This is a genomic window from Microbulbifer maximicatervae (SeqCode), from assembly GCF_052467695.1.
The window spans coordinates 1,286,587-1,312,620 of record NZ_CP174320.1 but is presented as its reverse complement, the minus strand read 5'-3'; the positions used below and the strand labels follow the sequence as shown (position 1 = coordinate 1,312,620).

Here is a 26,034-nt window from a genome sequence, read left to right as displayed (position 1 = left end):
GGCGGCGCAGTCTATTCCGCCGTTTAATCTTAATCGAGCAGCTGCCAGTCTGGTACAGTAATTGCGGGAGCAATCTTTCTGAGCTGTCCCATCACCTCTGTACGGATGCGCTCCAGGGCCTGTTCATTTTCAGCCTCAAAGCGCAGGGTTAGTGCGCTAGTGGTATTGGAGGCACGTACAAGCCCCCAGCCATCGGGAAACTCTATACGCAAGCCGTCGATAGTATTGATATCGGCATTGCCAAAATTCCCCTTATCGCGCAGCTGGTCTATCAGTGAAAACTTCTCAGTTTCCTCTACTGGTAGCAGGATCTCAGGGGTGCTGTGCATTTTCGGCAAGGTGTCGAGAAGCTCATCAAGACTTTGTTCTCGCAGTGCCATAATTTCTAGTACCCGCGCAGCAGCGTAGATACCATCGTCGAAACCAAACCAGCGGTCCTTAATAAAGATATGTCCGGAAAGCTCGCCGCCCAAAATGGCTTTGGTCTCCAACATCTTGGCTTTCATCGGAGAGTGTCCGGTCTTCCACATAATGGGGCGGCCCCCATACTGGCTGATTAGCTGGGATAAACTGCGACTGCTCTTAACGTCGAAGACAATATTTTCTCCCGGATTGCGCGCGAGGATATCCCTTGCCAGCAACATAACCAGTTGGTCTGCCCAAGCGATACGGCCGCTGCTTGAAATCAGGGTAACACGATCACCATCACCATCCAGGGCCACGCCCAGATCTGCTCCTGTAGCCAGAACCTTTTCAGTCAAGGCTTCGAGGTTTTCTGGTCTGGAGGGGTCCGGTGCGTGATTGGGGAAGTTGCCATCCACCTCACAATAGATCGGTGTTACCGCACAGCCGAGCTGCTCAAAGAGGCGGGGAGCCAGGTTAGAGGTGGCGCCATTGCCAGCATCGATAACCAAGTGCGGTTGCCCGGCGAGGGCGACATTATTGAAAACTTCATCGATATATTTATCGGTGATTTCTTGCTCCCGATTGGCGCCTTCCCCACTTTTGAATGGGCCTTTTTTCATCAACTGGTAGAGCCCCTGCAGTTTGTCTTCCGCCAGGGCGCGACCTTTCAGTACGATCTTAAAGCCGTTGTATTCCGCAGGGTTGTGGCTTGCGGTAACAATGACCCCACTACTGGTATTTTTTCCTTTCGCACAAGCGTAATAGAGAAGTGGTGATGGAATCAGGCCGAGATTAATAGAGTTGCAGCCACTATCTAGAATTCCCTCAATCAGGCACTGGCTAAGTGTTTCACTGCTATTGCGTCCATCTCGGCCAACTAGTAAGAGATGTTCTCCAGCGTGCTGTGCCAGGGTGCCGAGCGCTCTGCCTAGCTGATAGGCAAAAGGTTCATTGATTTCCTGCCCGGCGATTCCACGGATATCGTAGGCGCGGAAAACATGCTGGGGATACTCAGAGGTAAGAGGCAGCTCGGACTTGTCATCGTCACTTTCTGGCAAGTCCTTTGAACTATTTTCTTTTTCTTCGCTTTCTGAGTTCTCCGAATCGGAGTCCGAGATACTGGGTGCTGAGGCCAAGCTCTGCGGCAGAAAATCTGTATTGGGAGCCTGTGTAGTTCCTCCATCAGAGGCTTGTGGGTGCGCCTTATTAAACTCGCTGCCACTAGTATCCTTACTTCTTTCCCATGGGGCTCTCGAATCGCGAGGTAGGAATTTCAGTAGGGCGAGTAGACTCGCTAATATTCCAATGCCGGCTCCGATATAAATCCAGGATGTGGGCAGACTGTGCTGTTCGACAAAGGTTTTGGAGGGGCTGAAGTGGAGGCTTAAATAGCTGTCCTCAAGTTGCTCCACAGTGTTGTGGCCTTTTCCTGTGCCTGCGCGCCACAGAGTTTGTCGGTGGGCATCGGGAAACTTCTGCATTAACTGAACTTGTCCATGACTACCGCCCAGACTTTTTAAAATGTTTTCCAGCACGGAAAAGGGTTGGGTAGCCAGTAGTTGTTCATTTTCCAGGGTGATAACACTATGCAGTTGCCAGCTATTTTCCACACCTGTACGCAGTACTTCCATCGGTTGCTCAGGTGCTTCCTGGCTGCGCTTTAACAGATCGACCAAGGCAAAGTTCAGGGAGGGATTTTGCCCTGAGCCCACTCGAACCTGTTCGGAAGAAAAGGCCTGGAGGGATACCTGCTCAGGTAGTTTGGTAGATTCTGCAGGGAGCTTCCTTGATTCAAGGGCCTGCAGGCGCTTCGAATAGTCTGTGACGTAAGACTGCACGACTTCAGCTAGTTCGGCAGTTTTTTGCTTGGCGGCTAGCTCAATCTGCGAATGATTGTGGGGTATTACAAGATGCTGGATTAACAGATAGGCACCGCCCAGCCAAGCGACAACTACTAATAATAACGGTAAAAATAACCCTTTCTGCATGGTACCGCCTGGTTTCTTTTTGTTGTTGGAGCCCACAGATATCCCTGATTTGAGCGTAAATGTTGTCACTGAGCCTTGGAGGCGATGAGTTCAATGAGCTGTCGGGCTAGGTCGGTCTTTAATGCGGGAGCTAGTCGGCTCTGACCATCCGCATCTATCACAGTGACAGCGTTGTGATCGCTGTTAAATCCGGAGTCCGGTTGGCTCACATCGTTGGCAATGATCATATCGAGGTTTTTCCGCTGCAGCTTGCTCTGGGCGTGGGCGAGAACCTGTTCTGTCTCTGCGGCGAACCCGATAGTGAAAGGTCGTAGCTCAGTACGCGTGGCTATGGCTGCAACAATATCGGGATTTTTGATGAGGGCAATTGCATCATCATCTTGCCCGTCTTTCTTTTTGATTTTCTGCTCAGCGACTTGGGCCGGGCGGAAATCAGCAACGGCTGCTGCACTGATAAAGATATCGCAGTGATCGGCGACACTTTTGGCGGCCTCATACATATCCTGGGCGCTGATAACATCGATACGATTGACCTTTGGCGGCGTATCCAAATTTACGGGGCCGGCAATCAACGTCACTTCGGCACCGGCACTCTGCGCCGCCGCAGCTAGGGCGAAGCCCATTTTTCCAGAGCTGTGGTTGCTGAGGAATCTCACTGGGTCAATGGCTTCTCTGGTAGGGCCGGCAGTGATTACTACTTTGCGGCCCTGCAGTGAGTGGCTTGTGTGAAATAGGGACCCAGAGTGTTCCGCCAGGTTTTCTGGTTCCAACATACGGCCGGGGCCCACGTCGCCACAGGCCTGGCTACCCGCGCCCGGGCCCCAGAATATGACTCCGCGCTCCTTTAGGGTCTGAGCATTGGCTGAGGTAGCTGCGTGGCGCCACATGGCCTGGTTCATGGCTGGTGCTAGGGCCAGGGGCGCTTCGCTGGCCAAACAAAGGGTGGTTAGGAGGTCATCAGCCATACCGGCAGCCAACTTTGCCATTACCTGGGCACTGGCTGGAGCAATCAGGATAAGGTCAGCCCATTTCGCCAGTTCGATATGACCCATGGCGGCTTCTGCTGAGGGATCCAGCAAGTCTGTATGCACCGGGTTACCGGATAGCGCCTGGAAGGTCAGTGGCTGTACAAACTCCTGTGCTCCGGCGCTCATTACCACTCGGACATCGGCACCGCGCTCTTTGAGCCGGCGAACCAGGTCGGCACTCTTATAGGCGGCAATTCCACCGCTGATACCTAAAAGTATGCGTTTGTCGGCCAGAGAGGACATAAATGCTGTTTCCGATTTGGTGCGAGCCGGTAAGATTAGCATTTCTGTGTCGTTTCTTATAAGACTGCAGTAGCGCCTCACAGGGGCAGCATGGAAAAGGTGTTCAGTAGATGTGCGATAGATAAGACACTGACTAACTGGGCTACAAATGAAAATAAAGGACTGGCCGGCAGGTGAGAGGCCTCGGGAAAAGCTGTTGGAGAGAGGGGCTGAAGCCCTGTCGGATGCAGAGTTGTTGGCAATTTTTCTGCGTGTGGGGCTACCCGGCCTCTCAGCAGTGGATCTGGCCAGGGGACTTCTCAATGACTTTGGTGGCTTGCGCCCTCTATTAGAGGCCGAGCGAGATGACTTTTGCCGCGCGCGAGGGCTCGGCGACGCCAAGTTTGCTCAGTTGCAAGCGGCGCTGGAAATGGCCAAGCGGCACTTGGCGGAGACGATACAGCACGGCAGCGCACTGTGCAGTCCCGGGGCGGTCAGGGATTACCTGGCAATCCAGCTCAGGCACCGGCGCAGGGAAGTGTTCTGCTGCCTCTACCTGGATAATCAACACCGGGTGATCGCTTTTGAGGAGCTGTTCGAGGGGACTCTGAATGCAGCGAATGTCTACCCGCGCGAAGTAGTACAGCAAGCGCTGTTGAAGGGGGCTGCGGCGGTTATTTTGGCGCACAACCACCCTTCTGGTGTCAGTGAGCCCAGCCAGGCAGATATCTGGATTACCGAGCGGTTGACCCAGGCACTAGAGCTGGTGGATATCAAGGTTCTGGACCATTTGATCGTCGGTGAGGGCAAGGCGCTATCCTTTGCAGAGCAGGGATTGATGTAAAGGTGTCGTTCCCGGCGTTGAAATGTTGTACAAAACTTGCTCCCTACGGGCTCTTTTGGTATAAAACGCCGCTCTTTGCGGCCGGGCCAGATTCTGCACAGGTTCCGCCGCCATCCAGGAACCGGATTAGAATCCCGATTTTTATGTTCCCGCACTACCTTTTCCTCTTCAGGATTGGCGCCATGCGGGCACAAGCGTTTTGAAGAGGCCAACAGATGTCCAAGGTATGTCAGGTAACCGGTAAGCGTCCGGTCACCGGAAACAATGTATCCCACGCTAAGAACCGCACCAAGCGTCGCTTCGTGCCGAACCTGCACAGCCACCGTTTCTGGGTTGAATCCGAGAAGCGTTTTGTGAAGCTGCGTGTTTCCGCGAAAGGCATGCGCGTTATCGATAAGAAAGGTATCGACGCTGTCCTGACTGAGCTGCGCGCCCGCGGCGAAAAAGTGTAACGGCTGTAGCCCAGCTAATAGATTGGAGATAGAGCAATGCGTGAGAAGATTCGTCTGAATTCCAGCGCCGGTACTGGCCACTTCTACACCACTACCAAAAACAAGCGCAACATGCCTGAGAAAATGGAGATCAAAAAGTACGATCCCGTTGTACGCAAGCATGTAATGTACAAGGAAGGCAAAATTAAGTAATTGCCTACCGCTACTGTACAGAAAGCCCGGTTTTAACCGGGCTTTTTTGTGCGTATTGGAAATTGAGCAGCCAGTTTACACAGGGTAACTCCAGACGATGCCAGAGCTCCCAGAAGTAGAAACCACTCTCAGAGGCCTGCAACCTCACCTGGAGGGGCATAAAATTCGCTCCGCAAAAGTGCGCCAGCATCAGTTGCGCTGGCCCGTGGAAGCAGACTTTGAGCGCCGTGTCCGCAATGCCCGGATACTGAAACTGGAGCGTCGGGCTAAATACCTACTGGTACATACTGACAAGGGCTGCGCTATTTGGCACCTGGGAATGTCTGGCAGCCTGCGTATGGTCGAGGCTGCACAGGCACCGGAAAAGCATGATCATATCGACTGGCGCCTGGATAGTGGTCTCACACTGCGTTACCGCGACCCGCGCCGCTTTGGTGCCCTACTGTGGACAGTGGCGGACCCACTGGCCCACGACTTACTCAGCCATCTGGGCCCAGAGCCTCTCTCGGAAGAATTTAGTGGTGAGTATCTGTTTGAAACCTCGCGCAAACGTAAGCAATCGGTCAAAACCTTCATCATGGATGGCCGTATCGTTGTGGGGGTGGGTAATATTTACGCCAGTGAATCTCTTTTTCTGGCGGGCATTCGCCCAGATCGACAGGCCGGTTCTATTTCCAAAGCCCGACACCAGCGCTTGGCTGAGTCCATAAAGCAGGTTCTCAGTCAGGCAATCGCCCAAGGTGGGACTACCTTGCGGGACTTTATTGGCGGTGATGGAAAACCTGGCTATTTCGCCCAACAGCTAAATGTTTATGGCCGTGCGGGTGAGTCCTGTCCCTCTTGTGGCCGAGCAGTCAAAGATATGGTTTTGGGCCAGAGAAATACCTTTTTCTGCTCTAGCTGCCAACGTTAAATCGCATCCTTCTGGCAGCTTTAGACAATACTAATATCATCGTATTGTCGATAAGGAGCTGCTTAGTGGTCATGATATTGCCTTTTCTTACGGTCACCCTGTCGATTTGGGCCGTTTGGAATGGTCGTCGCCGCTCTGCAATGGGCTGGTGGTTGTTGACCTTGCTGATCTTCATTATGTGGTGTGGATATCATATGACGCGAGCACTGTCGCTGTCTTTCTAGGGGCCGTGCCCATGATGGTGTTTATGGTCAGAAGGCTGGATAGCTTGGCGCTGTTAGCGGTAAGCATAATCCTATGGATTGCCTTGATCATGGAGTTGGCATCCCACCAACACCCCTGCCCTCTCTGTCTCTTACAACGTGTTGCCTTTGCCATGATTGGCATGGGATTGATGTTGAACCTGCGCTTTAGTATTCGTGCAGAGCATTACGGCGTTGTTATTCTTTCGTGTCTAGCCGGTCTGGCTGCTGCTGTAAGGCAGGTATTGCTGCATATCACCCCTGGCGATCCAGGGTTTGGCAGCCCAGTCTTGGGCTTGCATTTATACACTTGGTCTGCACTGATTTTCTTTGTCTTACTGATCTACTGTGGCGTTGCATTAATGTTTGGCTTTAAGCGACGAAGTTTTGCCACTAGAGAGTTAACTTTGATTGAAAAGTGCATTGCCATCTCTTTCTTCACTGTCGTGTTGGCCAATTTAGTCGCGGTTCTCCTCGAGTGCGGTCTGGGTCCCTGCACCAGTGGGTCATTTGGGTATCACTGGTTGTGGTCTCGAGGTTAGGCACACAAATGTGTCCGAGCTTTCTACACTTTTCCTGATAAGACCCGAGTCCCGGGGAATTACGGAAAACTGTGAGGAGTCCCTATGCGTCTGGCCTGCCTGCTCATTTCACTATTGTTAATTGCTTATGAACGAGCTGAATCCCCCTTGCCGGCCGCCAGTGTTGAACCCGCCCAGCACGTTTTAAGGAATGCGTATATCTATACCGTCGACCCGGCCCGTAGTATTGCCTCGGCAATGGCAATTCGCGATGGGCGCATAGTCTATTTGGGGAATGAAAATGGAGTGAATAGGTATGTCGGAGTTCACACTCAGGTTAATGATTTGAAAGGAAGGTTAGTACTTCCCGGTTTCATCCAGTCAATTTCAAACAATACCGATTATAGCGGTCTGGATTTGTCTCTGTTTCAATCAGTTGAAGCCTATCAAAATAAGATTCAAGATTACATTCTCAATAATCCTGAGGCCCAAATTGTCGTCGGCCGTGGCTGGAAAATGGAAGTATTTGGTGACGACGAGCCCCATAAAGCAATGCTTGATCAGATTAATGATCTAGTACCAATTATTATGTTCTCAGCGGATCACTCATATGTGTGGACTAATTCTGAAGCTATAGCGGCGGCTGGAATAGATATGAGCACCAATAGTTCGACTGAGAATTTTATTAAAAGAAGTGATGATGGAATTCCTATTGGCCTATTTCAAGGTAGGGGAGCAGTAAGTGTTTTTAGTAGTCTAATTCCTGAAGACAAGGTGAGCAAAGAGTTTCATAATCTCAGTGAGCTAAAGGATGTAGCCCTTTCCATGGGGGTCACGACTTTACATTCATTTCATATTCCTTTTTTTGAAAGTGAAAATAAAGCTGAAAAATTTAAAAAATCAAATTCTTTGGAAAATCGTGATGTTCGTATTAGAGCGTTTTTAACGGTTCCTATGAACATGCCTTCTGATCGATTTATATCCCTTAGGAATTATGCGGATAAAATTTCTTCAGATGATTTTAAAGTGATTGCTATTAGTTTCGTAATTCCAGACTCTATTTCAAATTATAATTATCTAATTCAAGACGAGCTGGGAGAAAGTGTAAAAGATACTTCTGCATGGCTTGTCGATCTTTTTCATCAGGCAAATTTATATAAGTTTCAGGTGCATTTTAGCCTTCCTGAAGGGAGTTATGAAAGTGGCATATTAAGGGGCCAAGTTGAAAAGTTAATTAATGCGGAGTATCAAGGGGTCCGTAATATCGTATCAAATATTCCAGAATTCTTACTGGTTGATTTGTTGGAGAAAAATAATGCGGCAGCAATTGTTTATGAGGGTAAGTTGCCAACCTTTAATGTCGATAAATTAACAGAAGGCACAGGTTCTTATATGGGGGATAAAATTTTATTTTTTGCAGGTGATGGGAAGCTAGAAGGGCAGATGAATAGCCTAAATGTGATACGAGATCCGATTTCCATTATACACACAGGAGCTAAGCATAAGGTTCCAGTTGACCTTATGATAAGGTTGCTCACAATTAGGGGGGCTTATGCTATTCATCTGGAGAATGAAGTAGGAAGCTTAGAGGTGGGAAAGTGGGCTGATTTTATCGTTCTGGATGGAAATTTATTGAAAATAAAATCAGCCGAAATTGATAAAGTTAGAGTGTTAAATACCTACTATAAAGGTAGGCAGGTATACTAAAAAATCCATTAATAAATTGGTGGTTGCACTTTAGAGTAAAATATGAAGCTTATGTGAATGTCCTATATTCTGCTTTATAGCTTAACTCTTCAATGAATTTATATAGATTCTTGGGCTCTTGTATTTCGGCCAGACCAAGCTTGAATATTTTTTCACTTACCCTGACAGCAGTGTGCAATGACACTTTAAGTATGTCCGCTTGTGGTGGAAATAAGCAGCCTTGATCAAGAAGTTCGTTTGCGACCTGTTCTGCAACACCAATAGCCGCCTCTATAAATAGCTCATCTGGGATTCTTTTTGCTTTGGTCGCATAGATTGCAAGAGCAACTGCAGGGAAGATGTAGAAATTATTTGCCTGTCCAGGTAAATAATTTTTCCCATTAAAGTTGTAATTTGGAAACTGAACTCCAGCAGCGTAAATAGCTGTGCCTTGAGACCACTGATAAGCTTGCTCCGCTGTACATTCAGCGTGCTCGGTTGGATTGGATAAGGCAAAAATTATTGGTTTTTGATTAAATTTTGCCATAGTCTCTACTACTTGCCGCGTAAATAGCTGCCCAACAGTACTGACGCCGATAAGAGTAGTTGGCTTATGTGTATTTACAGCGGTAAACAGGTCATTGGTAGGGGGTAAATCATGCGCATAGGGTTGCTGAAAATCATATAAATCTGTCCGACCTTTAACCAATAGGCCATTTTGGTCAAACATAATAATTCTAGCTCGGGCATCTTTTTCATTTAGCCCATCCTCGATCATTTTACTGACGAGTAAGTCAGCTATACCTATGCCTGCCGACCCTGCTCCGGCAAAAAATATTCGCTCATTTTTTAGCGTACTACCTTTGATTTTCAGTGCATTGAGCATGCCTGCGAGAACTATTCCGGCGGTTCCCTGAATATCATCGTTATAACAGCAAGCTTTGTCCCGGTAGCGTTTCAGCAGGTGTACAGCATCACTGCCAGTCCAGTCCTCGAAGTGCAAACAACAGTTGGGATATTGCTCCTGAACAGCAGCAACAAACTCATCGACAAAGGGATATAGGACTTCACTGGTGGGACGTTTTTCTCGTAAGCCGATATATAAGGGGTCACTGAGAATAGCCTCGTTATTCGTCCCCGCATCTAAAAAGAGCGGCAGTAAATGTTCTGGTGGTATAGCTGCCGCCACGGTATATAGCTGTAATTTTCCAATGGGAATGGCCATGCCATTGGCTCCGATATCGCCCAGTCCTAGAATTCGTCCACCGTTAGTTACGCAGATAAAACGGATTTCCTGATCCGGCCAATGGTGCAGGTATTCGGCGACTTTGCCCCGGTGGTTAGTGCAAAGGTAAACGCCCCTAACCCGGCGTATGATATGGCTAAATTTAACGCAAGCTTCACCGATGGTAGGGTCATAAATAATAGGTAAAAAGCGCTCTGGGTCGGACATAACCACGCGGTAGAAAAGCGTTTCATTGGTGTCCAATAGCCCAGTGAGGTAAACAAAGCGATCAATGTCTGAATGCTTGTGACTCAACTGCATCATTACCCGTTCTACTTGGGTTTCTATGGTTTCAACCGCATCTGGAATTAAGCCTGTGAGACCAAATTTTTGTCGTTCTGCTGCAGTAAAGGCTGTGCCTTTGTTGGTTATCGGGTTGTGTAGGAGTCTGAGTCCCCCCAACTCGGTTTTTGGTTTTTTCACTTGCCAAGCTCTCTTACTCGATTAAGCAAAAAGAAGTATGGACTAAGGTGGACTCGGTTAATGGCAGGGTTGGCGGGGGATCAATGGTTTTTGCTTGGGAGCGTGAGTGGGCAGGCTAATCACCACGAGGGTGGGCCATTTAGCGGCCCACTGCGCTGCCCTCGCGGCGGGGGTCGGCTCCACCGTACAGCTTGTTATTTTGCAAAGCGATGGCATGGATACCACTGTTGAGGCCCCTTTCGACAACCTCGTGTCCACGGGCTTCGAGTTTCTCGATAGTATCGGGGCTGAAAAAGCCGGGCTCCAATTCGACTCTCTTACCAATAGCGCCGATATTTCCCGCAGAAATCGCTTCGGCAATCGGCATATTCAAGCCCAGATGGTAGAGAATGGTGCGCGCGGTGTAGTCAATAATTCGTGAACCGCCGGGGGAACCCACCAGAAGGCGCATGCTGCCATCTTTGTTGAAAACGATGGTGGGGGACATGGAAGAGCGTGGTCTCTTGCGCGCTTGAATGCGGTTGGCCACCCGCTCCCCACTACTGTTTTTTGGAGTGAAGGAAAAATCGGTGAGCTGGTTGTTGAGCAGGAAGCCCTTCACCATCAGGCGCGACCCGAAGCCGGTTTCAATACTGGTCGTCATACTGACACCATTACCGTAGCGGTCGACAATCACTAAATGACTGGTGTTGGGCAACTCTGGCGACTGGGCCATCACCCGCTTCACCCCGAGTTCGGCTGGGGTACCCGGAGTCGCAGCTGTGGCGGAGTCCGGGTCGATTAACTGCGCGCGGCGAGCTAAATAATCCCTGGACACCAGTGATTTACTGGGTACTTGGACAAAGTCGGAATCACCGGAGTAGGTGTTGCGATCGGCAAATGCCAGTTCCGAAGCTTCGATAAATAAGTGGGTGAGCAGATCACTGCCAGGCTCGAAGCGCTCCAGTGGAAATTGTTGCAGCATGCCCAGAATGCCGCCTACTGTGGTACCTCCGGACGACGGGGCATCCGCACCGCACACACGATATTCGAGAAACTCCGAACACAGGGGCTGGCGCTCCTTGGCCCGGTAGCTAACCATATCTTCGAGGCTCAGGAGCCCTGGGTTGGCACTGTCATAGCGCACAGCTTTGACGATAGCCTTGGCAATGTCGCCGTGATAGAAGGCATCCGCACCGCCCTGGGCAATGGCCTCCAGGGTTTCCGCGTAAGCTGGATTCTTCAAGTTGTGACCCACCGGAAGGGGCTTGCCGTTACTGTTGAAGAAGTAGCTGGCAATTTCCGGTCGAGCAGCCACCTTCGGCATGCGCAGTAACAGCTGGTGAAGGCGCGGTGATATCTGAAAGCCGGATTTGGCCAGGTGTATGGCCGGCTGAAATAACTGCTCCCAGGGTAACTTGCCATCGCGCTCGTGAGCCATTTCCAGCATTCGCACAACACCGGGAACGCCGACCGAGTAGCCGCCGATTACAGACTCAAAAAATGAACGCGGCTTGTTGTCGCGGATAAAGTAATTTTCGTCTACCTGAGAGGGGGCTGTCTCGCGCCCGTCGTAGTACTTGAGCTTCTTTGCCGCAGCGTCATAGCTGAGCATAAATGCTCCGCCACCAATCCCGGAGGATTGTGGTTCTACCAATCCCAATACCATCTGAGCGGCAATGGCGGCATCCACAGCGCTGCCGCCCCGGGCGAGAATCTGCTCGGCAGCCCGGCTGGCGTGGGGGTTGGCAGTGACTGCCATATAGAAGTTGGCCGTTGAGGACTTAACGGCTGTGCGACCGGTATCAAGCTCTGGTTGAGGTTCATCGGCAAAAGCGAAAGCGGGACTCAGAACCAGTGCAAAGGCGGCGAGAAAGTTGCGCACGTAACACTCCGCGGATTTTGGATAAATCCGCTCGAGTGTATCAGAAATAGCCAGATTCCGGCTTAACGAAATTTCTCTTCCAGCGCGCTCTGTACAGCAGCCGGAACAAACTTGGTGACATCGCCGCCCAGGGAGGCAATTTCACGCACTAAAGAGGATGAAATGTAGGACAAATGTTCTGCCGGTGTCAGAAACAGGCTTTCCATATTGGGCGCTAACTGGCGGTTCATATTGGCCAGCTGGAACTCGTATTCAAAGTCGGACACCGCGCGCAGACCGCGCAGTACGCCATAAGCATCTACCTGGCGCACCAGGTCGGCGAGCAGGATATCGAATCCAATGACTTCGACATTGGGCAGGTGGCCGAGAACTTTTTGTGAAAGTTCTACCCGCTCCTCTAAGGTGAACAGGGGGTTTTTGCGGTTGCTGGCAGCCACAGCCACGATAACGTGGTCAAACAAGCGGCATGCGCGCTCCACCAAGTCCAAGTGACCATTGGTGATGGGATCGAAGGTTCCGGGATAGACGACTTTTTTCATACGCCAGGGCTTAAATGCGGGCCGAATGGGATGCGAATGGTAAACAATTTACGGCTAAGGTCAAAACCGAATCTTTTTATTCTTTCCTAACCTGCCGGGCCAGCACGGCGAAACAAGCGCATACACACCTGTCCCGCACGTTTTTCTTTTTCCTGTTCCCAGCCAGGTACTGATGCGACCACTGTGTCTCGCGGTGTTTCCACATAGATTAATGCATCCTGCGAAAGATGGCCGGACAGGGCGCCTAGAGTTGCCTGCCAAAGATTGTCGGCAAAAGGGGGATCGATAAATACGAGGTCGTATTTACTTCCATTACTTCCGAGGAACTCTTCTGCACTACAGTTATGGACTTTGGCTTCCCGGGCGTTTAACTGTTTTAACTGTTCCGCCAGGGTTCGCGCAGCGTGAGTATTCAGCTCGACAAAATCTACCGAGCCGGCGCCTCGGGATAGCGCCTCCAGACCCAGGGCACCTGAACCGGCAAAGAGGTCCAGGCAGCGGGCGTCGGGCAGGTAGAACTGCAGCCAGTTAAACAGAACCTCCCGCAGTCGGTCGCCGGTAGGTCTCAAGCCCTCCACTGGGGCAAACTGTAATTTTCGCCCGCGCCACTGTCCGCCAATGATGCGTAACTGTGAAAGGTTTTGCGGGCTTTGCTTTCGGGATGAACTTCTGGCCAAGGTAACTCTCTACTGGGGGCTTAGCGATGCTAAGATTAGCGTCTTTCTGCAAGCGGTACATCCGGACATACGAATGATTTTTGACTTCCTGCGCAAAAAGAAGAAGCGCAAGCCCGAACAAAGTGAGCCCCAGCAATCCCAGGCGGAGGTCACTGCTGCGTCTGAAGAGGAATCATCGGCGCAGAGCCCAGAGCCTTCAGCGCTAGATAAAGAGCCCTCGGCGCTGGACAAAATGCCCTCAGACATAGAGGAAAAGTCGTCTGCCCAGGGAGAAACCTCCGCACTGGAGGAGGCAAAGGCCCCTATCGATAAACCCACTGCCCCAGCTTCTGTCCCCCAAGAGGAAAGTGCCGGCTGGGCGCAGCATGCTGATGCGGCGGGCGAGCCGGAGGCCGTTGTCGAAGCCCCCCAGGTGGTTGCAGCAGAGCCTGTAATAAAAGAAGAGGCCGAGAAGCCAGCCCCGATTCAACCCGAGCCAGCTCCAAAACCCAGAGCTAAAGAGCAGCCGAAACCGGAAGCCAAAAAGAAAGAGGGCTTCTTTGCGCGTATTCGTCGCGGCCTCAGCCGCACCAGCAACCAGTTTGTCGAGGGGATGGGAAACCTGTTCCTAGGGGCCAAGGAAATCGATGAAGATCTGCTGGAAGAACTTGAGACACAGCTGTTGATGGCAGATGTGGGAGTTGAGGCCACCAGCGAGATCGTCGAGCGCCTGACCGAACGGGTATCCCGTCGGGAATTGGCCGATGGCGATGCACTTTACAAGGCACTGCAGCAGGAGCTGGCTGACTTACTCGATAGTGTTGATGCTCCCCTGGAAATCGATATTAGCAAGAAGCCTTACGTCATTCTGGTAGTGGGCGTAAACGGTGTGGGTAAAACCACAACAATCGGCAAGCTGGCCCACCGCTTTCTCGGTGAAGGTAAGTCGGTGATGTTGGCTGCCGGTGATACATTCCGTGCCGCAGCAGTTGAGCAGCTACAGGTTTGGGGGCAGCGCCACGATGTACCGGTTGTAGCGCAGCATACCGGTGCCGATAGTGCGTCAGTTATTTTCGATGCGGTTCAGTCTGCCCAGGCGCGCGGCGTCGATGTGGTAATTGCCGATACCGCCGGGCGCCTGCACACCAAATCCAACTTGATGGAGGAGTTGTCCAAGGTGCGCCGGGTGATGGGCAAGCTGGACCCCAGCGCGCCCCACGAGGTGCTGTTGGTACTGGATGCTGGCACTGGCCAAAATGCGATTAACCAGGCCTCTCAGTTCCGTGAGGCGGCCGGCGTTACTGGCCTGGTGCTGACCAAGTTGGATGGTACTGCCAAAGGCGGCGTTATCTTTGCCCTGGCTCGTCGTTTCGGCATCCCGGTGCGTTTTATCGGTGTGGGTGAGCAGGCGGAAGATCTACAGCCATTCCGCGCTCGCGAGTTCGTATCCGCCCTGTTTGGCCGCGATAAGGCCTGATAGTTCGCCTAGGAAATAACAAGAACAACACAGAAGCCGTGATCACTTTCGATAATGTGAACAAGCGTTACGCATCGGGGCAGGATGCCCTGGTGCGAGTCAGCCTGGAAATCCCCCGTGGCGATATGGTGTTTCTCACCGGTCACTCCGGTGCGGGTAAAAGTACTTTACTGAGACTCCTGACCGCGATTGAGCGCCCTACTAAGGGCAGTATTCTTGTCGCCGGACAGAATCTCAACCGCCTGCGCAATGGCCAGATCCCCTACTACCGCCGCAACCTGGGTATTGTCTTCCAGAATCACCAGCTGCTATTCGACCGCAGCGTTTTTGACAATATTGCCCTGCCCCTGTCTGTTGCTGGTTGCAATAAGCGCGAGGTAGGGCGTCGGGTTCGCGCAGCTCTGGATAAGGTCGGCTTGCTGCACAAGGAAAAGCAAAATCCCATTATGTTATCTGGTGGTGAGCAGCAGCGAGTTGGGATTGCCCGCGCAGTCGTCAACAAGCCCGCGATACTGGTTGCCGATGAGCCCACCGGCAACCTGGACCCAACTCTCTCGCAGGAAATCATGCAGTTATTCGCGGACTTTAACGCAGTGGGAGTTACTGTGCTGGTGGCGAGCCACGACTTGGAGCTGATTGCACGGATGCGCCGACGGGTATTGACCCTACAGGCTGGCCAATTGATTTACGACGGAGTTCCGAGCCGTGAAGTACACCCAAGCTAAAGCGCAACGGCAGGCCAACCCTGTCGCAGACAAGCGTGTGCGCAGCACCGGTGCTGTTATTGCGCAAACAGGGCTGGGCGATCGATGGAATAGCTGGTTGGGGCACCACCGTGAGATGGCTGCCGACTCTGTCAGTCGATTTTTTAGCGCACCCATGGCCAGTGCAATGACGGCGCTGGTGATTGCTATTGCCCTGGCCCTGCCGGCGGCATTGCAATTGGGATTGTTGAATTTCCAGCGCGCGGTGGCCGGTTGGGATGGGCAGCCACAAATTTCTGTTTTTCTACACAAAGATGCGAGACAGGCTGCGGTTAATTCCCTGGCCGACAAATTGCGCAGTGACCCCGCTATCGCGGAGGTAACTTATGTCTCCCCGGAAGATGCACTGGCAGAGTTTGAACAGGCCTCGGGGCTTGGGGATGTATTGGTTGGCCTGGATGCCAACCCCCTGCCGGCAGTGCTGTTGCTGCGGCCAAGGGATGCGAAGGACGGCGATAAACTTCAGGCTTTGGTGGAGAACCTGAGAGCCCAGGCACTGACGGATTCAGTGGTCTTGGATCTCGCCTGGGTCCAGCGCCTCGCCCAGATCACCGAACTGGGGCAGCGTCTCTCCGCAGGTCTAGCCCTGTTATTGGCACTGGGAGTGGTATTGGTGGTGATCAATACCATACGACTGCATATCGAAAGTCGTCGGGAGGAGATCCTGGTAGTAAAGCTCGTTGGCGGCACTAATGCGTTTGTGCGACGGCCGTTCCTTTACAGTGGCATTTGTTATGGACTATTTGGCGGGCTGTTGGCGTGGCTGTTGCTTGCAGGTGGTGTGGCTATGTTGTCTGGTCCAGTTGAGAGTCTGTCATCAAGTTATGGCAGTAGCTTCGAACTGAGAGGGCCGGGCGCCAGTTACTTCTTTCAATTAACTTTGGGGGCCTCCTCTCTGGGCCTATTAGGGGCTTGGCTTGCGGTAGCGCGACACACTCGCAAGATAGAACCCCGCTGACCGTTCAGTCTGATCAAGAAGGGTAAAGTGTTCTGGCAAAGGGAACCTGAGGCGTAAAAAGCCCCTCTAATTCCGCGAAATACAACAGAATACGGTAGTTGTTGGCGGGCTTTCTTATCTGCCCGTGCAAGTGCTACACTGAGTCCAGCTTGTCGCCGGATACAGTATCCGCCGGCAGCGGCCGGTAAGATCGGCCGACTAATAATGACAGGAGAGACCTGAATGGGAACCAGCCTACAGCCAGTGCATACGCTGTCTCCGGGCGCCAACCTGGGAGCTTATATCCAGACCGTCAGTGGTTTTGACGTACTGACCGCTGAACAGGAAAAGCACCTGGCAGAAGACCTCTATTACCGCGAAAATCTCGATGCTGCACGCCAGCTGGTCATGTCACACCTGCGCTTTGTAGTGCATATCGCCAAATCTTATTCCGGCTACGGGCTCAATGAAGCCGACCTGATTCAGGAAGGTAATGTCGGTTTGATGAAGGCCGTCAAACGCTTCAATCCCGAAAAGGGAGTGCGCCTGGTATCCTTTGCGGTACATTGGATTAAAGCTGAAATCCACGAATTTATCCTGCGCAACTGGCGTATTGTCAAAATTGCCACCACCAAGGCGCAGCGCAAATTATTCTTCAACCTGCGCGGTCAGAAGAAAAAACTCGCCTGGTTGACCAATGCAGAAGCTAAAGCCGTCGCCAAAGACCTGAATGTGGATGTTACCCAGGTCCATGAAATGGAAGGCCGCCTGGCTGCACACGATGCGGCTTTTGATGCGGGTGTCGATGACGATGACGATACCGCCTGGCAGGCACCGGCTCACTACCTGGAAGACCGCAGTTTTGATCCGGCCGCCCAGCTTGAGCGGGATAACTGGCAGGAAACCAACTTGACCAGCCTCGCCAGTGCCATGGCACAACTGGATGATCGCAGCCGCGATATTATTCAGGCCCGCTGGCTCAGTGAGGAGAAATCCACATTGCATGAGTTGGCTGATAAGTATGGTGTTTCCGCTGAGCGAATTCGCCAGCTGGAAAAAAATGCCATGAAGAAAGTGCGTGCTGCTATGGAAGCCTAAATCGGCATTCTGGTACACGGGTAAAAAACCGCGCAGTAGCGCGGTTTTTTTTGTCCCGCCTGTTACAGGCATACCTGTCACCACTGGGTAAAACAAAAAGGGAAGGTAATGGCCAAACTCTATCTGCTGCTGTGTGCATTCTTTGGCGCTAGTGGTGTGGCTCTGGGGGCGTTTGGGGCTCACGGCCTGCGCGGTAAAGTGGCAGAGAACCTGTTAGAGGCCTATAAAACCGGAGTCCAGTACCAGATGATCCATGCCCTGGCGCTGTTTGGTGTGGTACTGCTAATGCAAAACTGGGGAAACCGATTATCGCTGACCCTGAGCGGTGCTCTTTTTACTTTCGGTATTATCTTCTTCTCCGGCAGTCTCTATGTCTTGGCACTGGGAGGCCCCCGATGGTTAGGTCCAATCACTCCTCTCGGTGGGCTGATGATGATTGCCGGTTGGGTAGCCCTGTTTTTTGCCGCATTTAATTTCTCTAAGTAGCCACTTTTACTGGGCTTACACTCAGATACCGAGCCCGAACAAAACATCAAGATATAAACCGTTTCGCATAAGAGGTCGCGAATAATGCAAGACGAATCTGCGGAAGATTTTCCCTACCGCACAGAATTTAAGAAGAAATCTATCCGCAGCTATGTGATTCGCGCGGGGCGAATGACAGAGGGGCAGCGCAATGCCTTTGACAATTATTGGGGGCAGTATGGACTCTCCCTATTTGATGGACCTCTGGATCGCCAACAGGTCTTTGGCCGCGAGGCGCCACTGGCGTTAGAGATCGGTTTCGGTATGGGGGATTCCCTGTTGGCCATGGCTGAAGCCGAGCCAGATAAGGATTTTATTGGTATTGAAGTACACCCGCCGGGGGTTGGCCGGTTGATCAATAATGCCGGCAAGGCAGGTATCAAAAACCTGCGTGTTTACATGGCCGATGCGGTCGATGTCCTAAACGATTGTATTGCCGATGGGAGTCTGGATCGTTTCCAGCTGTACTTCCCTGACCCCTGGCACAAGAAGAAGCACCACAAGCGCCGGATAGTGCAGCCGGAATTTGTTCGCCTGATTTGCAGCAAGTTAAAAACCGGCGGCCTTATGCATATGGCGACAGATTGGGAGAATTATGCCGAGCATATGCTGGAAGTATTGCAGGGTGAAAACCTGCTAGAAAATACCGCCGGTGAGGGTGATTATGTTGCCCGGCCAGAATGGCGCCCAGAGACCAAGTTTGAGCGTCGAGGGCAGAGGCTGGGGCACGGTGTTTGGGATCTGGTATACCGCAGGTTACCTGGTGAAGCGCTGCCGCTAACTACCACTGACCTAGATGCGTCAACTGTTGAAGAGTCCAAAGGCGAATAATTCGCACTGACGATCGATGTTTGCCACCGGTGCTAACATGGCACCAGTGGTATGCAACAGCCCACCTCTATTGTTAGAAAAACTCATTCCAGTTTTTCTTGGCCGCTTCCCATCGGCGCTTGTCTTCGACAACATTCAGGTTGCGGATGGTGTTACTGTCATAGGGCATCCAGTCCGACAGTTCAATATTATTTTGGGTGCCCGCAAAATAACGCATGCGAAAGCGGCGAATAAATTGGTTGGGAATAGCCATAAAGGCAACTTCACGTCCCTGGGTGACAGTGGAAACCTCTACGCATTGGTGGTTTCTTTTATCGAGCTCATAGATAAAACCGGTAGTGGCTAAGTCACCCTCATTTGTTCCATGCACAAAATAATACCTTTTTGGGCAATAAGTTTTGTTGTGCCAGGCAAAGCGCGCAACAATATTTGCATTGGTAGTGGTTGAGATGACTTGGTTAGATGCTCCGGTACCCAGGTGCGGATCAAAGCGGCCATTTTGATTCATCCAGGGAAAGAATCCCCCGGCTTGCCACAGCTTCTGTGGTGGGCGGGTATCGCCACGGTATAACAGTGTTGTCACTGTGTGCAGGTTAAAACCACTGCGGCTAAATCGGTAATTAAATAGTGAGAAAGGGACGTCCAAGTGGGCCTCGATGTTGGATATTGCTCTCCTCTCAGAGCTGAAAGCTTCACTGGCCTGTCGATACCAGCAGTAAGCTCCACCGAGTAAAGCTAAAACGGCATCTTTACGGCGTGTTATTCCATCGCTATCGAGTAGCTTGGTGGGTGTAGAGGGATCAAATCCAGCAAGCCAGGTATATAGGGTTTCTACTAGTACTTTGGCGACACGGGTAATCCTTCCATAATCATTTGTTTGAATTTGTACTGCCTGGCTTACTAATTGGTCGATCCGGGTTAGTCCATCACTACTGCGCTTGTGATACCACTTACTGTTGCTATTGGAATTATTTTGGAAATCCTGTGCGTACTCACGGATACTTTTGGGGACATAGCAGGTGGTTTGTATGTTTTGTGGGTGAACCAAGTTCCTAACATAGTTATCGATATTGGGTGCCAGCAAGGGTTAACTCTCCTGTCTTTATTACTGTTTTTCGCCACTAGCCGTCTATGCTTCTAGTGGTGCTGTGATTATCGAATTTTATTTCCAATAAGAACCGGATTCAGGAAGCATCGCGAAAACAAAACCGAATTATTTTTATTAATAGATATTGATGTTAATAATAATTTGGGGGGTTGATCAAGGAAGGAATCTTGGTGTTTCTAATGAGAAGGCGTGACCCTCTGCTTTCATTTCTCTATAGCCTGCCGTTTATCTTACTCTTTACAGTTTCTGAAGTCCGTGCTGATTTTGTTGGAACTTTAAACCTCTATGTTAATGGGGGTAAGCATTGGTTTGATGGTGACCGCCTACAAGGCACGCCATTTCGCGGTTTTGAAATGCGAGATACCTCAGGTGTCGGTGCCGGTTTTGGCTTTAACATGACAAATCATTGGGCGATGGAAGGGGTTGTCGACTATTTCGTCGTGAGTGTTGCGGATACGCCCGAGAAAGTAGATGTGTATAACTACCGCATAGATCTCCTATATCAATTTGGAGGGCAGTTCTGCGGTAATTTTTGTTGGCAGCCCTATGTCGCGTTTGGCCTGGGTGAAATGCGTATTAATTACGACCGGCGTTACCGTAAAAAACACTGGCATCCAGATGACCCAAAGTATGTCTATGATCCGGATCATCCCTACGACCCATACTATCCCTATCCTTGGGATTGTCGTAAGAAATTCTATGTCCCTGAGGATCGGCCAGACGGCCACCATTATCCCTACCCGCCTTACCATTGTGACTGGCATGACCGGCAAAATATGGTGAATGTGGGAATGGGAATTAAATATCACCTGGGGCCCCGTTGGCAGGCCCGCGCAGATATACGGCTTTTCCAGGGGGTCGAAGAAGGTGGTGTCGATGGTTTTGCCAGCTTGGCGGTCGGCTATCAATGGCTTGAATATCCGGATTTTTGGTATGACGAAGATGCCGATGGTGTTATTGATGCCACTGATCAATGTCCGCAGACCCCAGTGGGAATCGATGTGCAATTAGATGGCTGCCCGCTGGATACAGATTTTGATGGTGTACCCAGCTATATCGATCAATGCCCAAATACACCGATTGGTATTGCAGTGGATGAATACGGTTGTATTCGTTAAGGGCAACTAAAATCGATTTCTTCAGCGGGCGGCAGAAAAGTTCTGAAGCCCGCTGAAGATATTGTTTAAAATGATTTTCTATAAAATTACTCGCTGCGAATTTCTTCGAGCTTCTCAGAAATTTCCAGCCATTCCATTTCCAGTTCTTCCATTAATTCCTGCTGCTCCGACTGCTCTTTATTAAGTCGAGCTATTTCTTCCTGCTGGCCGCCGCTATATAGCGCTTCATCGGCAAGTTTTTCCTGTACTGCGGCCAATGCCTTTTCTGCCGTAGCCATCTGTCGCTCAATATTCTTGAGTTTGTTGGTCAGGGGCTTCAGTTGTTCGCGTAGAGCGGCGGCGGCGCGCCTTTGGGCCTTCTTATCCTCAGGGGCTTTTTCCTCTGTGCCAGTAACAGTGGAGGGGCTCTCCTCTTTGCGTTTCTTTTCCCGGTTAAAGCCGAGCAGCCACTGTTTGTAGTCATCAAGGTCGCCGCTATAGGGTTCGGCGCGGCCATTGGCCACCAGAATAAATTCGTCGGCAGTATTGGCCAGTAGATGACGATCGTGGGAAACCAATATGACGGCACCGGGAAACTCCGCCAGCGCCAGGGTCAGGGCGTGGCGCATTTCCAAATCAAGGTGGTTTGTCGGTTCATCGAGAAGCAACAGGTTAGGTTTTTGCCAGGCCAGTAGTGCCAGGGCTAAACGGGCTTTTTCACCGCCGGAAAAGCCCCCTACCGTTTCGAAAACCCGATCGCCGATAAAACCGTAGCCGCCGAGAAAATCCCGCAGCGATTGCTCCGAGGCATCGGGGCTCAGCCTTTGCAGGTGCAGCAATGGGGAACCGTTGCTATCCAGTGCTTCCAGCTGATGCTGGGCGAAGTAGCCGATGGCCAAGTGTTCGCCACATTGGCGCTCGCCGCTGAGGGGGGCGAGTGTGCCAGCCAGGGTTTTGATTAGAGAAGACTTGCCCGCACCATTGGGGCCGAGCAGGCCGATACGGCGTCCCGGTTGAATGCCCAGCTGAACGTTCTTCACCACTATTTTTTCGGCATAGCCGATATCCGCCTCGCGCAGGTCGATTAACGGATTAGAGGTTTTCTCGGAAGATGGCAAGGTGAAATGAAAAGGGGAATCCACATGGGCCGGGGCAATCAGAGCCATCCGGTCCAGGGCTTTCAGGCGGCTTTGTGCCTGCTTGGCCTTGCTCGCCTTGGCGCGAAAGCGCCGCACAAAGTCTTCCATATGTGCGCGTTCGGCCTGCTGTTTTTCAAACTGTATTTGCTGCTGGGCCAGGCGCTCAGCGCGAGCGCGCTCGAAGGCACTGTAATTGCCGCTGTACAAGACCAGTTTTTGCTGTTCAAAACTGACAATGCCGTCGACCACTGCATCGAGAAAGTCGCGGTCGTGGGAAATAATCAGCAAGGTACCGGGGAAGCGTTGCAGCCACTGTTCCAGCCAAAGGGTGGCATCCAGATCCAAGTGGTTGGTGGGCTCGTCCAACAGCATAAGATCTGCGGGGCACATCAGGGCGCGGCCCAAATTGAGGCGAATACGCCAGCCACCTGAGAAGCTGCGAACGGGGCGCTGTTGCTCTTCGTGGGAAAAGCCGAGCCCGTCGAGGAGTTGCGCGGCGCGCGCCGGGCCACTGTAGCCATCAATACTGGCCATGCGTTCGTGCAGTTCTGCCAGTTTGTGACCGTCGGTATCGTCGCTTGTTTCGGCCTCTGCCAGTTGCTTTTGCAATAGTCGCAACTCGCTATCGCCGTCTAAAACGTAATCCAGTGCTGACTGCTCACTAGCTACTACCTCTTGAGCCATATGGGAGATACGCCAGGTGCTGGGGAGGTCTACCTGCCCTGCATCGGTTTCCAGTTGTCCAAGCAGCAGTTTGAACAGAGTTGACTTGCCACAGCCGTTGGCGCCGATAATTCCCACTTTGTGGCCGGGGAAGATTCTGCAATCTGCGCTGTCAAGCAAGTCGCGCTCACCTCGGTGCAGAGAAACCCCTTGTAAATTGATCACTGGAAAAACCTCATATGAATAGGCCGATGAATGCTAGGCTATTGAACAGGCCCGGACTCCACAGAGACTGGGGCACTATGCCGATCAGCAAAGGGTCGGGATTTTAACGTGACAAATACTTCACCTCCATCTTCCCCCAAGGAAAACCCCCTCTGGCAGTTCAGCTTGGACTTTTATGCCTACCAGGATGTTGAGAAGTTCCTACTCGACTGCCAAGACAGAAATGGCGCTGACGTGTGTCTTCTGCTGTGGGCGAGCTATACAGCCGTTTGTGGCAAGGAAATCAGTGAAGAGGGATGGAGAGTCGCAGATCGAGGCGTTGCGCCGCGCAGGCGAATGATTCGCAGTGTGCGACACCTGCGTCGTTGGTTGGGGAGTTTGCGCCCCCATACCCAGCGGGCCTACGCACTGTGTAAACGCTATGAATTGAAGCTGGAGCAGTTACAGTTGGCTGCGCTGTGGAAAATTTATGCTGAGGACTGGCCGGGGGATCGTTCTGCACTGGAGCTAGCATCCCAGCAATATGGTTTGCAGCAAAAAGATCAGGCCCGCTGGGCGGGCCTGATCGAAAGCTACTTGGCTCACAGGGGGGCAGCGGGTTAAGCCACTGTTACACCCCTCTGGGCACTGTACTTTTCTGGGGTCGCCGGTAATACAGTCGTGAAAAGTACAGAGCTCAATTAAGCAGCAGCGTATTTGGCTGCGAGGAGTCCCGAGACTACTCGCCGCTGGGTTGCTCCGAAGAAAACAGGCTGTTTGCCGGGGTGCTAGGAGTAATCGTTGCTGCTGGGCGCGGAGTATCCATCGGTTTCTGCTGTTCAGCTGGAGCCATGGTTTTTGAATCGTCTTTGGGCTTCTCTACGGTTTCTGGCTTGCTGGCAGCCTTCACCTTCGGAGTTTCTGCGCTTGGCTTGACTGTTGCAGGCTTGGCTTCCGTAGATGGTTTGCTCGCCGCTGGTTTTTTGGCAGCAGTAGTTTTAGCTGGAGCTTTCTTCGCTGGAGTTTTTTTCTCGGTAGTAGAAGCTTTCTTGGCTGGTGCTTTTTTCGCAGTAGTGGAGGCTTTCTTGGCACTAGTTTTCTTTTCTGTGGCTTTTTTTGCCACTGTTTTTTTTGCTGTTTTGGTGGTGCTGGTAGTGCTTGCTTTAGTGCGGCTCTTTGCTGCGGTTGCTTTAGGAGCGGCTACTTTTTTTGAGGTGGTAGCTTTACGGGCTTTTGGCTTGGATTTGTTTAGCAGTTTTTCTGCTTTTACACCGGCCTTACGTACAGCTTCGGCAGCTTTCAGCTCGGCTTTTGCCTGGGACTCAGTACCCTTTGCTTCGGCGTGTGATGCCTTTGCTTGCTGGAGTACTTCGTTATGCTTTTCTACATTGGCCTTGGCGGTTTCTACACGCTTTTGAGTGGCAGCTGTCTTTCGTGTCTTGGCTGCAGTTCTAGCGTCTACTAGTTTGGTTTTCGCTTTAGCTAATTTTTCTTTTGCGGAAGTCAGTGCTTTTCCGGCTTTTAAAACACTTTTGCCGGCATCGGTAACTTTCTTGTTGCGGGCTTTGTCCAGCTTGACGGTTAGCTTGGAAATTTGTGCTTCCAGTTCTGCGACTGAATTGACAGCTCTTTGTTTGGCAGCCATGAGTAAATGTCCTGACGTTTATTATCAATTGGAACATCCGGACAGTGTACGGATCAGATCTATATGTAATAGACATATTTAAATCGGGGATCTGAACACTGTAAATTGTTCTGAAACTGAAAAGCACCTCAAACAGTCCGGAACAATAACCGGCGACTGGTCGATAATAGCGCTGTTTTTAAAAAAAATGTATGCCGTAAGCAGCGAAAATAGTGCTGTAAATGTATTTTTTTCTCGCTGGTCCCTGGAACCTTAAGGTGGAATGTGGTGTCCTGCACAGTGTGCGCGTCATCGGTATGCACTTGCAGTCGCCTTAGGTTAGACTTGAGCGGACTGGCGGAAAAGGTGCGCCTGGAGGCTAAGGGCCGAGTCAGGATTACTTGATAAGCCGCCGCAGGCATTGACCCAGGGTCAAGCGCGAATCATTCAACGCAATACGGACAAAGAGACAACACCCATGAATAAATACCCTTTGGCTGCAGCAATTGCCCTTGGCCTGGCGCTGACCGGCTGTAACGAACAGGGATCTAAGCAGGAAAAAGAAGTTGCCCTGGACACCCAGGAGAAGAAGGTCAGCTACATCATTGCCGAAGATATGGCGAAGCGCCTTGAAGCTCAGGATGTGAAATTAGATCCCCAAGTGGTGATGATGGCTCTTAAGGATGTCTCCAGCGGCCATGAATCCCGTTTGACTGAAGAAGAAAAGCAGCAAACTATCGCTGCCTTCCAAGAGCAAATGCAGAAGAAGCAGCAGGAAATGCTGGCTCAGCAAGAGAAAGAATTCAAAGAGACTGCTGATAAAAACCTGCAGGAAGGAAAAGCCTTCCTCGAAGAGAATGCCAAGAAAGATGGTGTTGTTACCACTGATTCCGGCCTGCAGTACAAAGTGATTACTGAGGGTTCCGGCGGCCAGCCCAGTGAGAACAGCACTGTTGAAGTGGACTACAAGGGTACCCTGATTAATGGTGAAGAGTTTGATAGCTCTTACGCCCGTGGTGAGCCGGTCCAGTTCCCGGTTAATGGTGTTATCAAGGGTTGGACCGAAGCGTTGCAACTGATGAAAGAGGGTTCCAAGTGGGAGCTTTACATCCCCTCCGAGCTGGCATATGGCCCGGGTGGTGCAGGCGGTAAGATCGGCCCTAACGCAACGCTGATTTTTGAAGTGGAGCTGCACAAAGCCAATGTTGGCAAGGAAGATGGCGCCGAGAAAAAAGAAGAGAAAAAAGAAGAGCCCAAAAGCGAGTAATTAAATTTACTACTTTGGATTCAATAAAGGCGCCCAATGG

Annotated in this window: 25 protein-coding genes; 16 read left to right on the top strand and 9 right to left on the bottom strand. The window is 51.4% G+C overall.

Annotation, left to right across the window (positions count from 1 at the left end; genetic code table 11):
- Positions 1-29: 29 nt before the first annotated feature.
- Positions 30-2,393, bottom strand: a complete 2,364-nt coding sequence (locus ACJJI8_RS05670) for a phosphomannomutase/phosphoglucomutase (RefSeq protein ID WP_444915166.1) — start codon at positions 2,391-2,393, stop codon at positions 30-32.
- A gap of 65 nt (positions 2,394-2,458) precedes the next feature.
- Positions 2,459-3,664, bottom strand: coding sequence for a bifunctional phosphopantothenoylcysteine decarboxylase/phosphopantothenate--cysteine ligase CoaBC (gene coaBC, locus ACJJI8_RS05665; protein ID WP_444935145.1), 1,206 nt, complete (start codon positions 3,662-3,664; stop codon positions 2,459-2,461).
- A 148-nt stretch (positions 3,665-3,812) separates the two neighbouring features.
- On the opposite strand from coaBC, the gene radC reads away from it, so the two are divergent.
- From radC to ACJJI8_RS05630, 7 genes are all read left to right on the top strand, one after another.
- Positions 3,813-4,487, top strand: coding sequence for a RadC family protein (gene radC / locus ACJJI8_RS05660; protein WP_444892377.1), 675 nt, complete (start codon positions 3,813-3,815; stop codon positions 4,485-4,487).
- A gap of 215 nt (positions 4,488-4,702) precedes the next feature.
- Positions 4,703-4,939 (top strand): 50S ribosomal protein L28, encoded by a 237-nt coding sequence (gene rpmB, locus ACJJI8_RS05655; RefSeq protein WP_020413982.1) that lies wholly within the window; start codon positions 4,703-4,705, stop codon positions 4,937-4,939.
- Positions 4,940-4,975: 36 nt separating this feature from the next.
- Positions 4,976-5,131, top strand: coding sequence for a 50S ribosomal protein L33 (gene rpmG, locus ACJJI8_RS05650; RefSeq protein ID WP_020413983.1), 156 nt, complete (start codon positions 4,976-4,978; stop codon positions 5,129-5,131).
- Positions 5,132-5,228: 97 nt separating this feature from the next.
- Positions 5,229-6,044, top strand: a complete 816-nt coding sequence (gene mutM / locus ACJJI8_RS05645; protein WP_444934497.1) for a bifunctional DNA-formamidopyrimidine glycosylase/DNA-(apurinic or apyrimidinic site) lyase — start codon at positions 5,229-5,231, stop codon at positions 6,042-6,044.
- Positions 6,045-6,115: 71 nt separating this feature from the next.
- Entirely contained in the window at positions 6,116-6,268 is a 153-nt protein-coding gene (locus tag ACJJI8_RS05640) for a DUF5993 family protein (RefSeq protein WP_282934619.1), read from the top strand.
- Positions 6,269-6,279: 11 nt separating this feature from the next.
- On the top strand, positions 6,280-6,828 hold the full coding sequence (locus tag ACJJI8_RS05635) for a disulfide bond formation protein B (RefSeq protein WP_444906853.1): 549 nt from the start codon (positions 6,280-6,282) through the stop codon (positions 6,826-6,828).
- 84 nt (positions 6,829-6,912) lie between these two features.
- Positions 6,913-8,514 carry an amidohydrolase family protein gene (locus ACJJI8_RS05630; protein ID WP_444934496.1) on the top strand — a complete coding sequence of 534 codons (1,602 nt, stop codon included), beginning with the start codon at positions 6,913-6,915 and terminating at the stop codon, positions 8,512-8,514.
- Positions 8,515-8,563: 49 nt separating this feature from the next.
- Here ACJJI8_RS05630 and ACJJI8_RS05625 read toward each other — a convergent pair whose 3' ends face one another.
- The 4 genes from ACJJI8_RS05625 to rsmD form a co-directional block, all read right to left on the bottom strand.
- On the bottom strand, positions 8,564-10,201 hold the full coding sequence (locus ACJJI8_RS05625) for an NAD-dependent malic enzyme (RefSeq protein ID WP_444934495.1): 1,638 nt from the start codon (positions 10,199-10,201) through the stop codon (positions 8,564-8,566).
- Between the two features lie 139 nt (positions 10,202-10,340).
- Positions 10,341-12,065 carry a gamma-glutamyltransferase gene (ggt, locus tag ACJJI8_RS05620; RefSeq protein WP_444934494.1) on the bottom strand — a complete coding sequence of 575 codons (1,725 nt, stop codon included), beginning with the start codon at positions 12,063-12,065 and terminating at the stop codon, positions 10,341-10,343.
- A gap of 62 nt (positions 12,066-12,127) precedes the next feature.
- Entirely contained in the window at positions 12,128-12,604 is a 477-nt protein-coding gene (gene coaD / locus ACJJI8_RS05615) for a pantetheine-phosphate adenylyltransferase (protein WP_282930647.1), read from the bottom strand.
- Between the two features lie 86 nt (positions 12,605-12,690).
- Entirely contained in the window at positions 12,691-13,281 is a 591-nt protein-coding gene (gene rsmD, locus ACJJI8_RS05610; RefSeq protein WP_444934493.1) for a 16S rRNA (guanine(966)-N(2))-methyltransferase RsmD, read from the bottom strand.
- Positions 13,282-13,513: 232 nt separating this feature from the next.
- On the opposite strand from rsmD, the gene ftsY reads away from it, so the two are divergent.
- From ftsY to trmB, 6 genes are all read left to right on the top strand, one after another.
- Entirely contained in the window at positions 13,514-14,737 is a 1,224-nt protein-coding gene (gene ftsY, locus ACJJI8_RS05605) for a signal recognition particle-docking protein FtsY (RefSeq protein ID WP_444935144.1), read from the top strand.
- 38 nt (positions 14,738-14,775) lie between these two features.
- Positions 14,776-15,462, top strand: a complete 687-nt coding sequence (gene ftsE / locus ACJJI8_RS05600) for a cell division ATP-binding protein FtsE (protein WP_282930649.1) — start codon at positions 14,776-14,778, stop codon at positions 15,460-15,462.
- On the top strand, positions 15,443-16,459 hold the full coding sequence (gene ftsX, locus ACJJI8_RS05595; RefSeq protein ID WP_444934492.1) for a permease-like cell division protein FtsX: 1,017 nt from the start codon (positions 15,443-15,445) through the stop codon (positions 16,457-16,459). Before ftsE ends, ftsX begins: the two co-directional genes overlap by 20 nt.
- A gap of 222 nt (positions 16,460-16,681) precedes the next feature.
- Entirely contained in the window at positions 16,682-17,536 is an 855-nt protein-coding gene (gene rpoH / locus ACJJI8_RS05590) for an RNA polymerase sigma factor RpoH (RefSeq protein WP_282930650.1), read from the top strand.
- Between the two features lie 108 nt (positions 17,537-17,644).
- Positions 17,645-18,022: a DUF423 domain-containing protein gene (locus tag ACJJI8_RS05585; RefSeq protein WP_444934491.1), complete on the top strand. Its 378-nt coding sequence runs from the start codon at positions 17,645-17,647 to the stop codon at positions 18,020-18,022.
- 84 nt (positions 18,023-18,106) lie between these two features.
- Positions 18,107-18,892, top strand: a complete 786-nt coding sequence (trmB, locus tag ACJJI8_RS05580) for a tRNA (guanosine(46)-N7)-methyltransferase TrmB (protein ID WP_444906859.1) — start codon at positions 18,107-18,109, stop codon at positions 18,890-18,892.
- 73 nt (positions 18,893-18,965) lie between these two features.
- On the opposite strand, the gene ACJJI8_RS05575 is transcribed toward trmB, so the two are convergent.
- The gene (locus ACJJI8_RS05575; RefSeq protein WP_444934490.1) at positions 18,966-19,976 is read right to left on the bottom strand and encodes a hypothetical protein; all 1,011 of its coding nucleotides are present in this window, start codon (positions 19,974-19,976) and stop codon (positions 18,966-18,968) included.
- Between the two features lie 203 nt (positions 19,977-20,179).
- Here ACJJI8_RS05575 and ACJJI8_RS05570 point away from each other — a divergent pair, with 203 nt between their 5' ends.
- Positions 20,180-21,118: an outer membrane beta-barrel protein gene (locus ACJJI8_RS05570; RefSeq protein ID WP_282930654.1), complete on the top strand. Its 939-nt coding sequence runs from the start codon at positions 20,180-20,182 to the stop codon at positions 21,116-21,118.
- 86 nt (positions 21,119-21,204) lie between these two features.
- Here the strand turns inward: ACJJI8_RS05570 and ACJJI8_RS05565 are convergent, their stop codons facing one another.
- A complete protein-coding gene (locus ACJJI8_RS05565; protein ID WP_444911803.1) occupies positions 21,205-23,124 on the bottom strand; it encodes an ATP-binding cassette domain-containing protein in 1,920 nt (639 codons plus the stop codon).
- Between the two features lie 108 nt (positions 23,125-23,232).
- On the opposite strand from ACJJI8_RS05565, the gene ACJJI8_RS05560 reads away from it, so the two are divergent.
- On the top strand, positions 23,233-23,727 hold the full coding sequence (locus tag ACJJI8_RS05560; protein WP_413663807.1) for a TIGR02444 family protein: 495 nt from the start codon (positions 23,233-23,235) through the stop codon (positions 23,725-23,727).
- 115 nt (positions 23,728-23,842) lie between these two features.
- Here the strand turns inward: ACJJI8_RS05560 and ACJJI8_RS05555 are convergent, their stop codons facing one another.
- Positions 23,843-24,748 carry a histidine kinase gene (locus ACJJI8_RS05555; RefSeq protein WP_444934489.1) on the bottom strand — a complete coding sequence of 302 codons (906 nt, stop codon included), beginning with the start codon at positions 24,746-24,748 and terminating at the stop codon, positions 23,843-23,845.
- A 457-nt stretch (positions 24,749-25,205) separates the two neighbouring features.
- On the opposite strand from ACJJI8_RS05555, the gene bamJ reads away from it, so the two are divergent.
- Positions 25,206-25,994, top strand: coding sequence for an FKBP-type peptidyl-prolyl cis-trans isomerase (bamJ, locus tag ACJJI8_RS05550; protein WP_444906864.1), 789 nt, complete (start codon positions 25,206-25,208; stop codon positions 25,992-25,994).
- The last annotated feature ends 40 nt before the right edge of the window (positions 25,995-26,034 follow it).

Bases quoted from the DNA above. Each gene is read 5' to 3' on its own strand.
- coaD (WP_282930647.1), bottom strand. From the start codon at position 12,604: ATGAAAAAAGTCGTCTATCCCGGAACCTTCGATCCCATCACCAATGGT.
- bamJ (WP_444906864.1), top strand. From the start codon at position 25,206: ATGAATAAATACCCTTTGGCTGCAGCAATTGCCCTTGGCCTGGCGCTG.
- mutM (WP_444934497.1), top strand. From the start codon at position 5,229: ATGCCAGAGCTCCCAGAAGTAGAAACCACTCTCAGAGGCCTGCAACCT.
- ACJJI8_RS05585 (WP_444934491.1), top strand. From the start codon at position 17,645: ATGGCCAAACTCTATCTGCTGCTGTGTGCATTCTTTGGCGCTAGTGGT.
- ACJJI8_RS05635 (WP_444906853.1), top strand. From the start codon at position 6,280: ATGATGGTGTTTATGGTCAGAAGGCTGGATAGCTTGGCGCTGTTAGCG.
- ACJJI8_RS05555 (WP_444934489.1), bottom strand. From the start codon at position 24,748: ATGGCTGCCAAACAAAGAGCTGTCAATTCAGTCGCAGAACTGGAAGCA.
- ACJJI8_RS05570 (WP_282930654.1), top strand. From the start codon at position 20,180: ATGAGAAGGCGTGACCCTCTGCTTTCATTTCTCTATAGCCTGCCGTTT.
- ACJJI8_RS05640 (WP_282934619.1), top strand. From the start codon at position 6,116: ATGATATTGCCTTTTCTTACGGTCACCCTGTCGATTTGGGCCGTTTGG.
- trmB (WP_444906859.1), top strand. From the start codon at position 18,107: ATGCAAGACGAATCTGCGGAAGATTTTCCCTACCGCACAGAATTTAAG.
- rpmB (WP_020413982.1), top strand. From the start codon at position 4,703: ATGTCCAAGGTATGTCAGGTAACCGGTAAGCGTCCGGTCACCGGAAAC.
- ftsY (WP_444935144.1), top strand. From the start codon at position 13,514: ATGCCCTCAGACATAGAGGAAAAGTCGTCTGCCCAGGGAGAAACCTCC.
- ACJJI8_RS05630 (WP_444934496.1), top strand. From the start codon at position 6,913: ATGCGTCTGGCCTGCCTGCTCATTTCACTATTGTTAATTGCTTATGAA.
- ACJJI8_RS05670 (WP_444915166.1), bottom strand. From the start codon at position 2,393: ATGCAGAAAGGGTTATTTTTACCGTTATTATTAGTAGTTGTCGCTTGG.
- rpoH (WP_282930650.1), top strand. From the start codon at position 16,682: ATGGGAACCAGCCTACAGCCAGTGCATACGCTGTCTCCGGGCGCCAAC.
- rpmG (WP_020413983.1), top strand. From the start codon at position 4,976: ATGCGTGAGAAGATTCGTCTGAATTCCAGCGCCGGTACTGGCCACTTC.
- coaBC (WP_444935145.1), bottom strand. From the start codon at position 3,664: ATGTCCTCTCTGGCCGACAAACGCATACTTTTAGGTATCAGCGGTGGA.
- radC (WP_444892377.1), top strand. From the start codon at position 3,813: ATGAAAATAAAGGACTGGCCGGCAGGTGAGAGGCCTCGGGAAAAGCTG.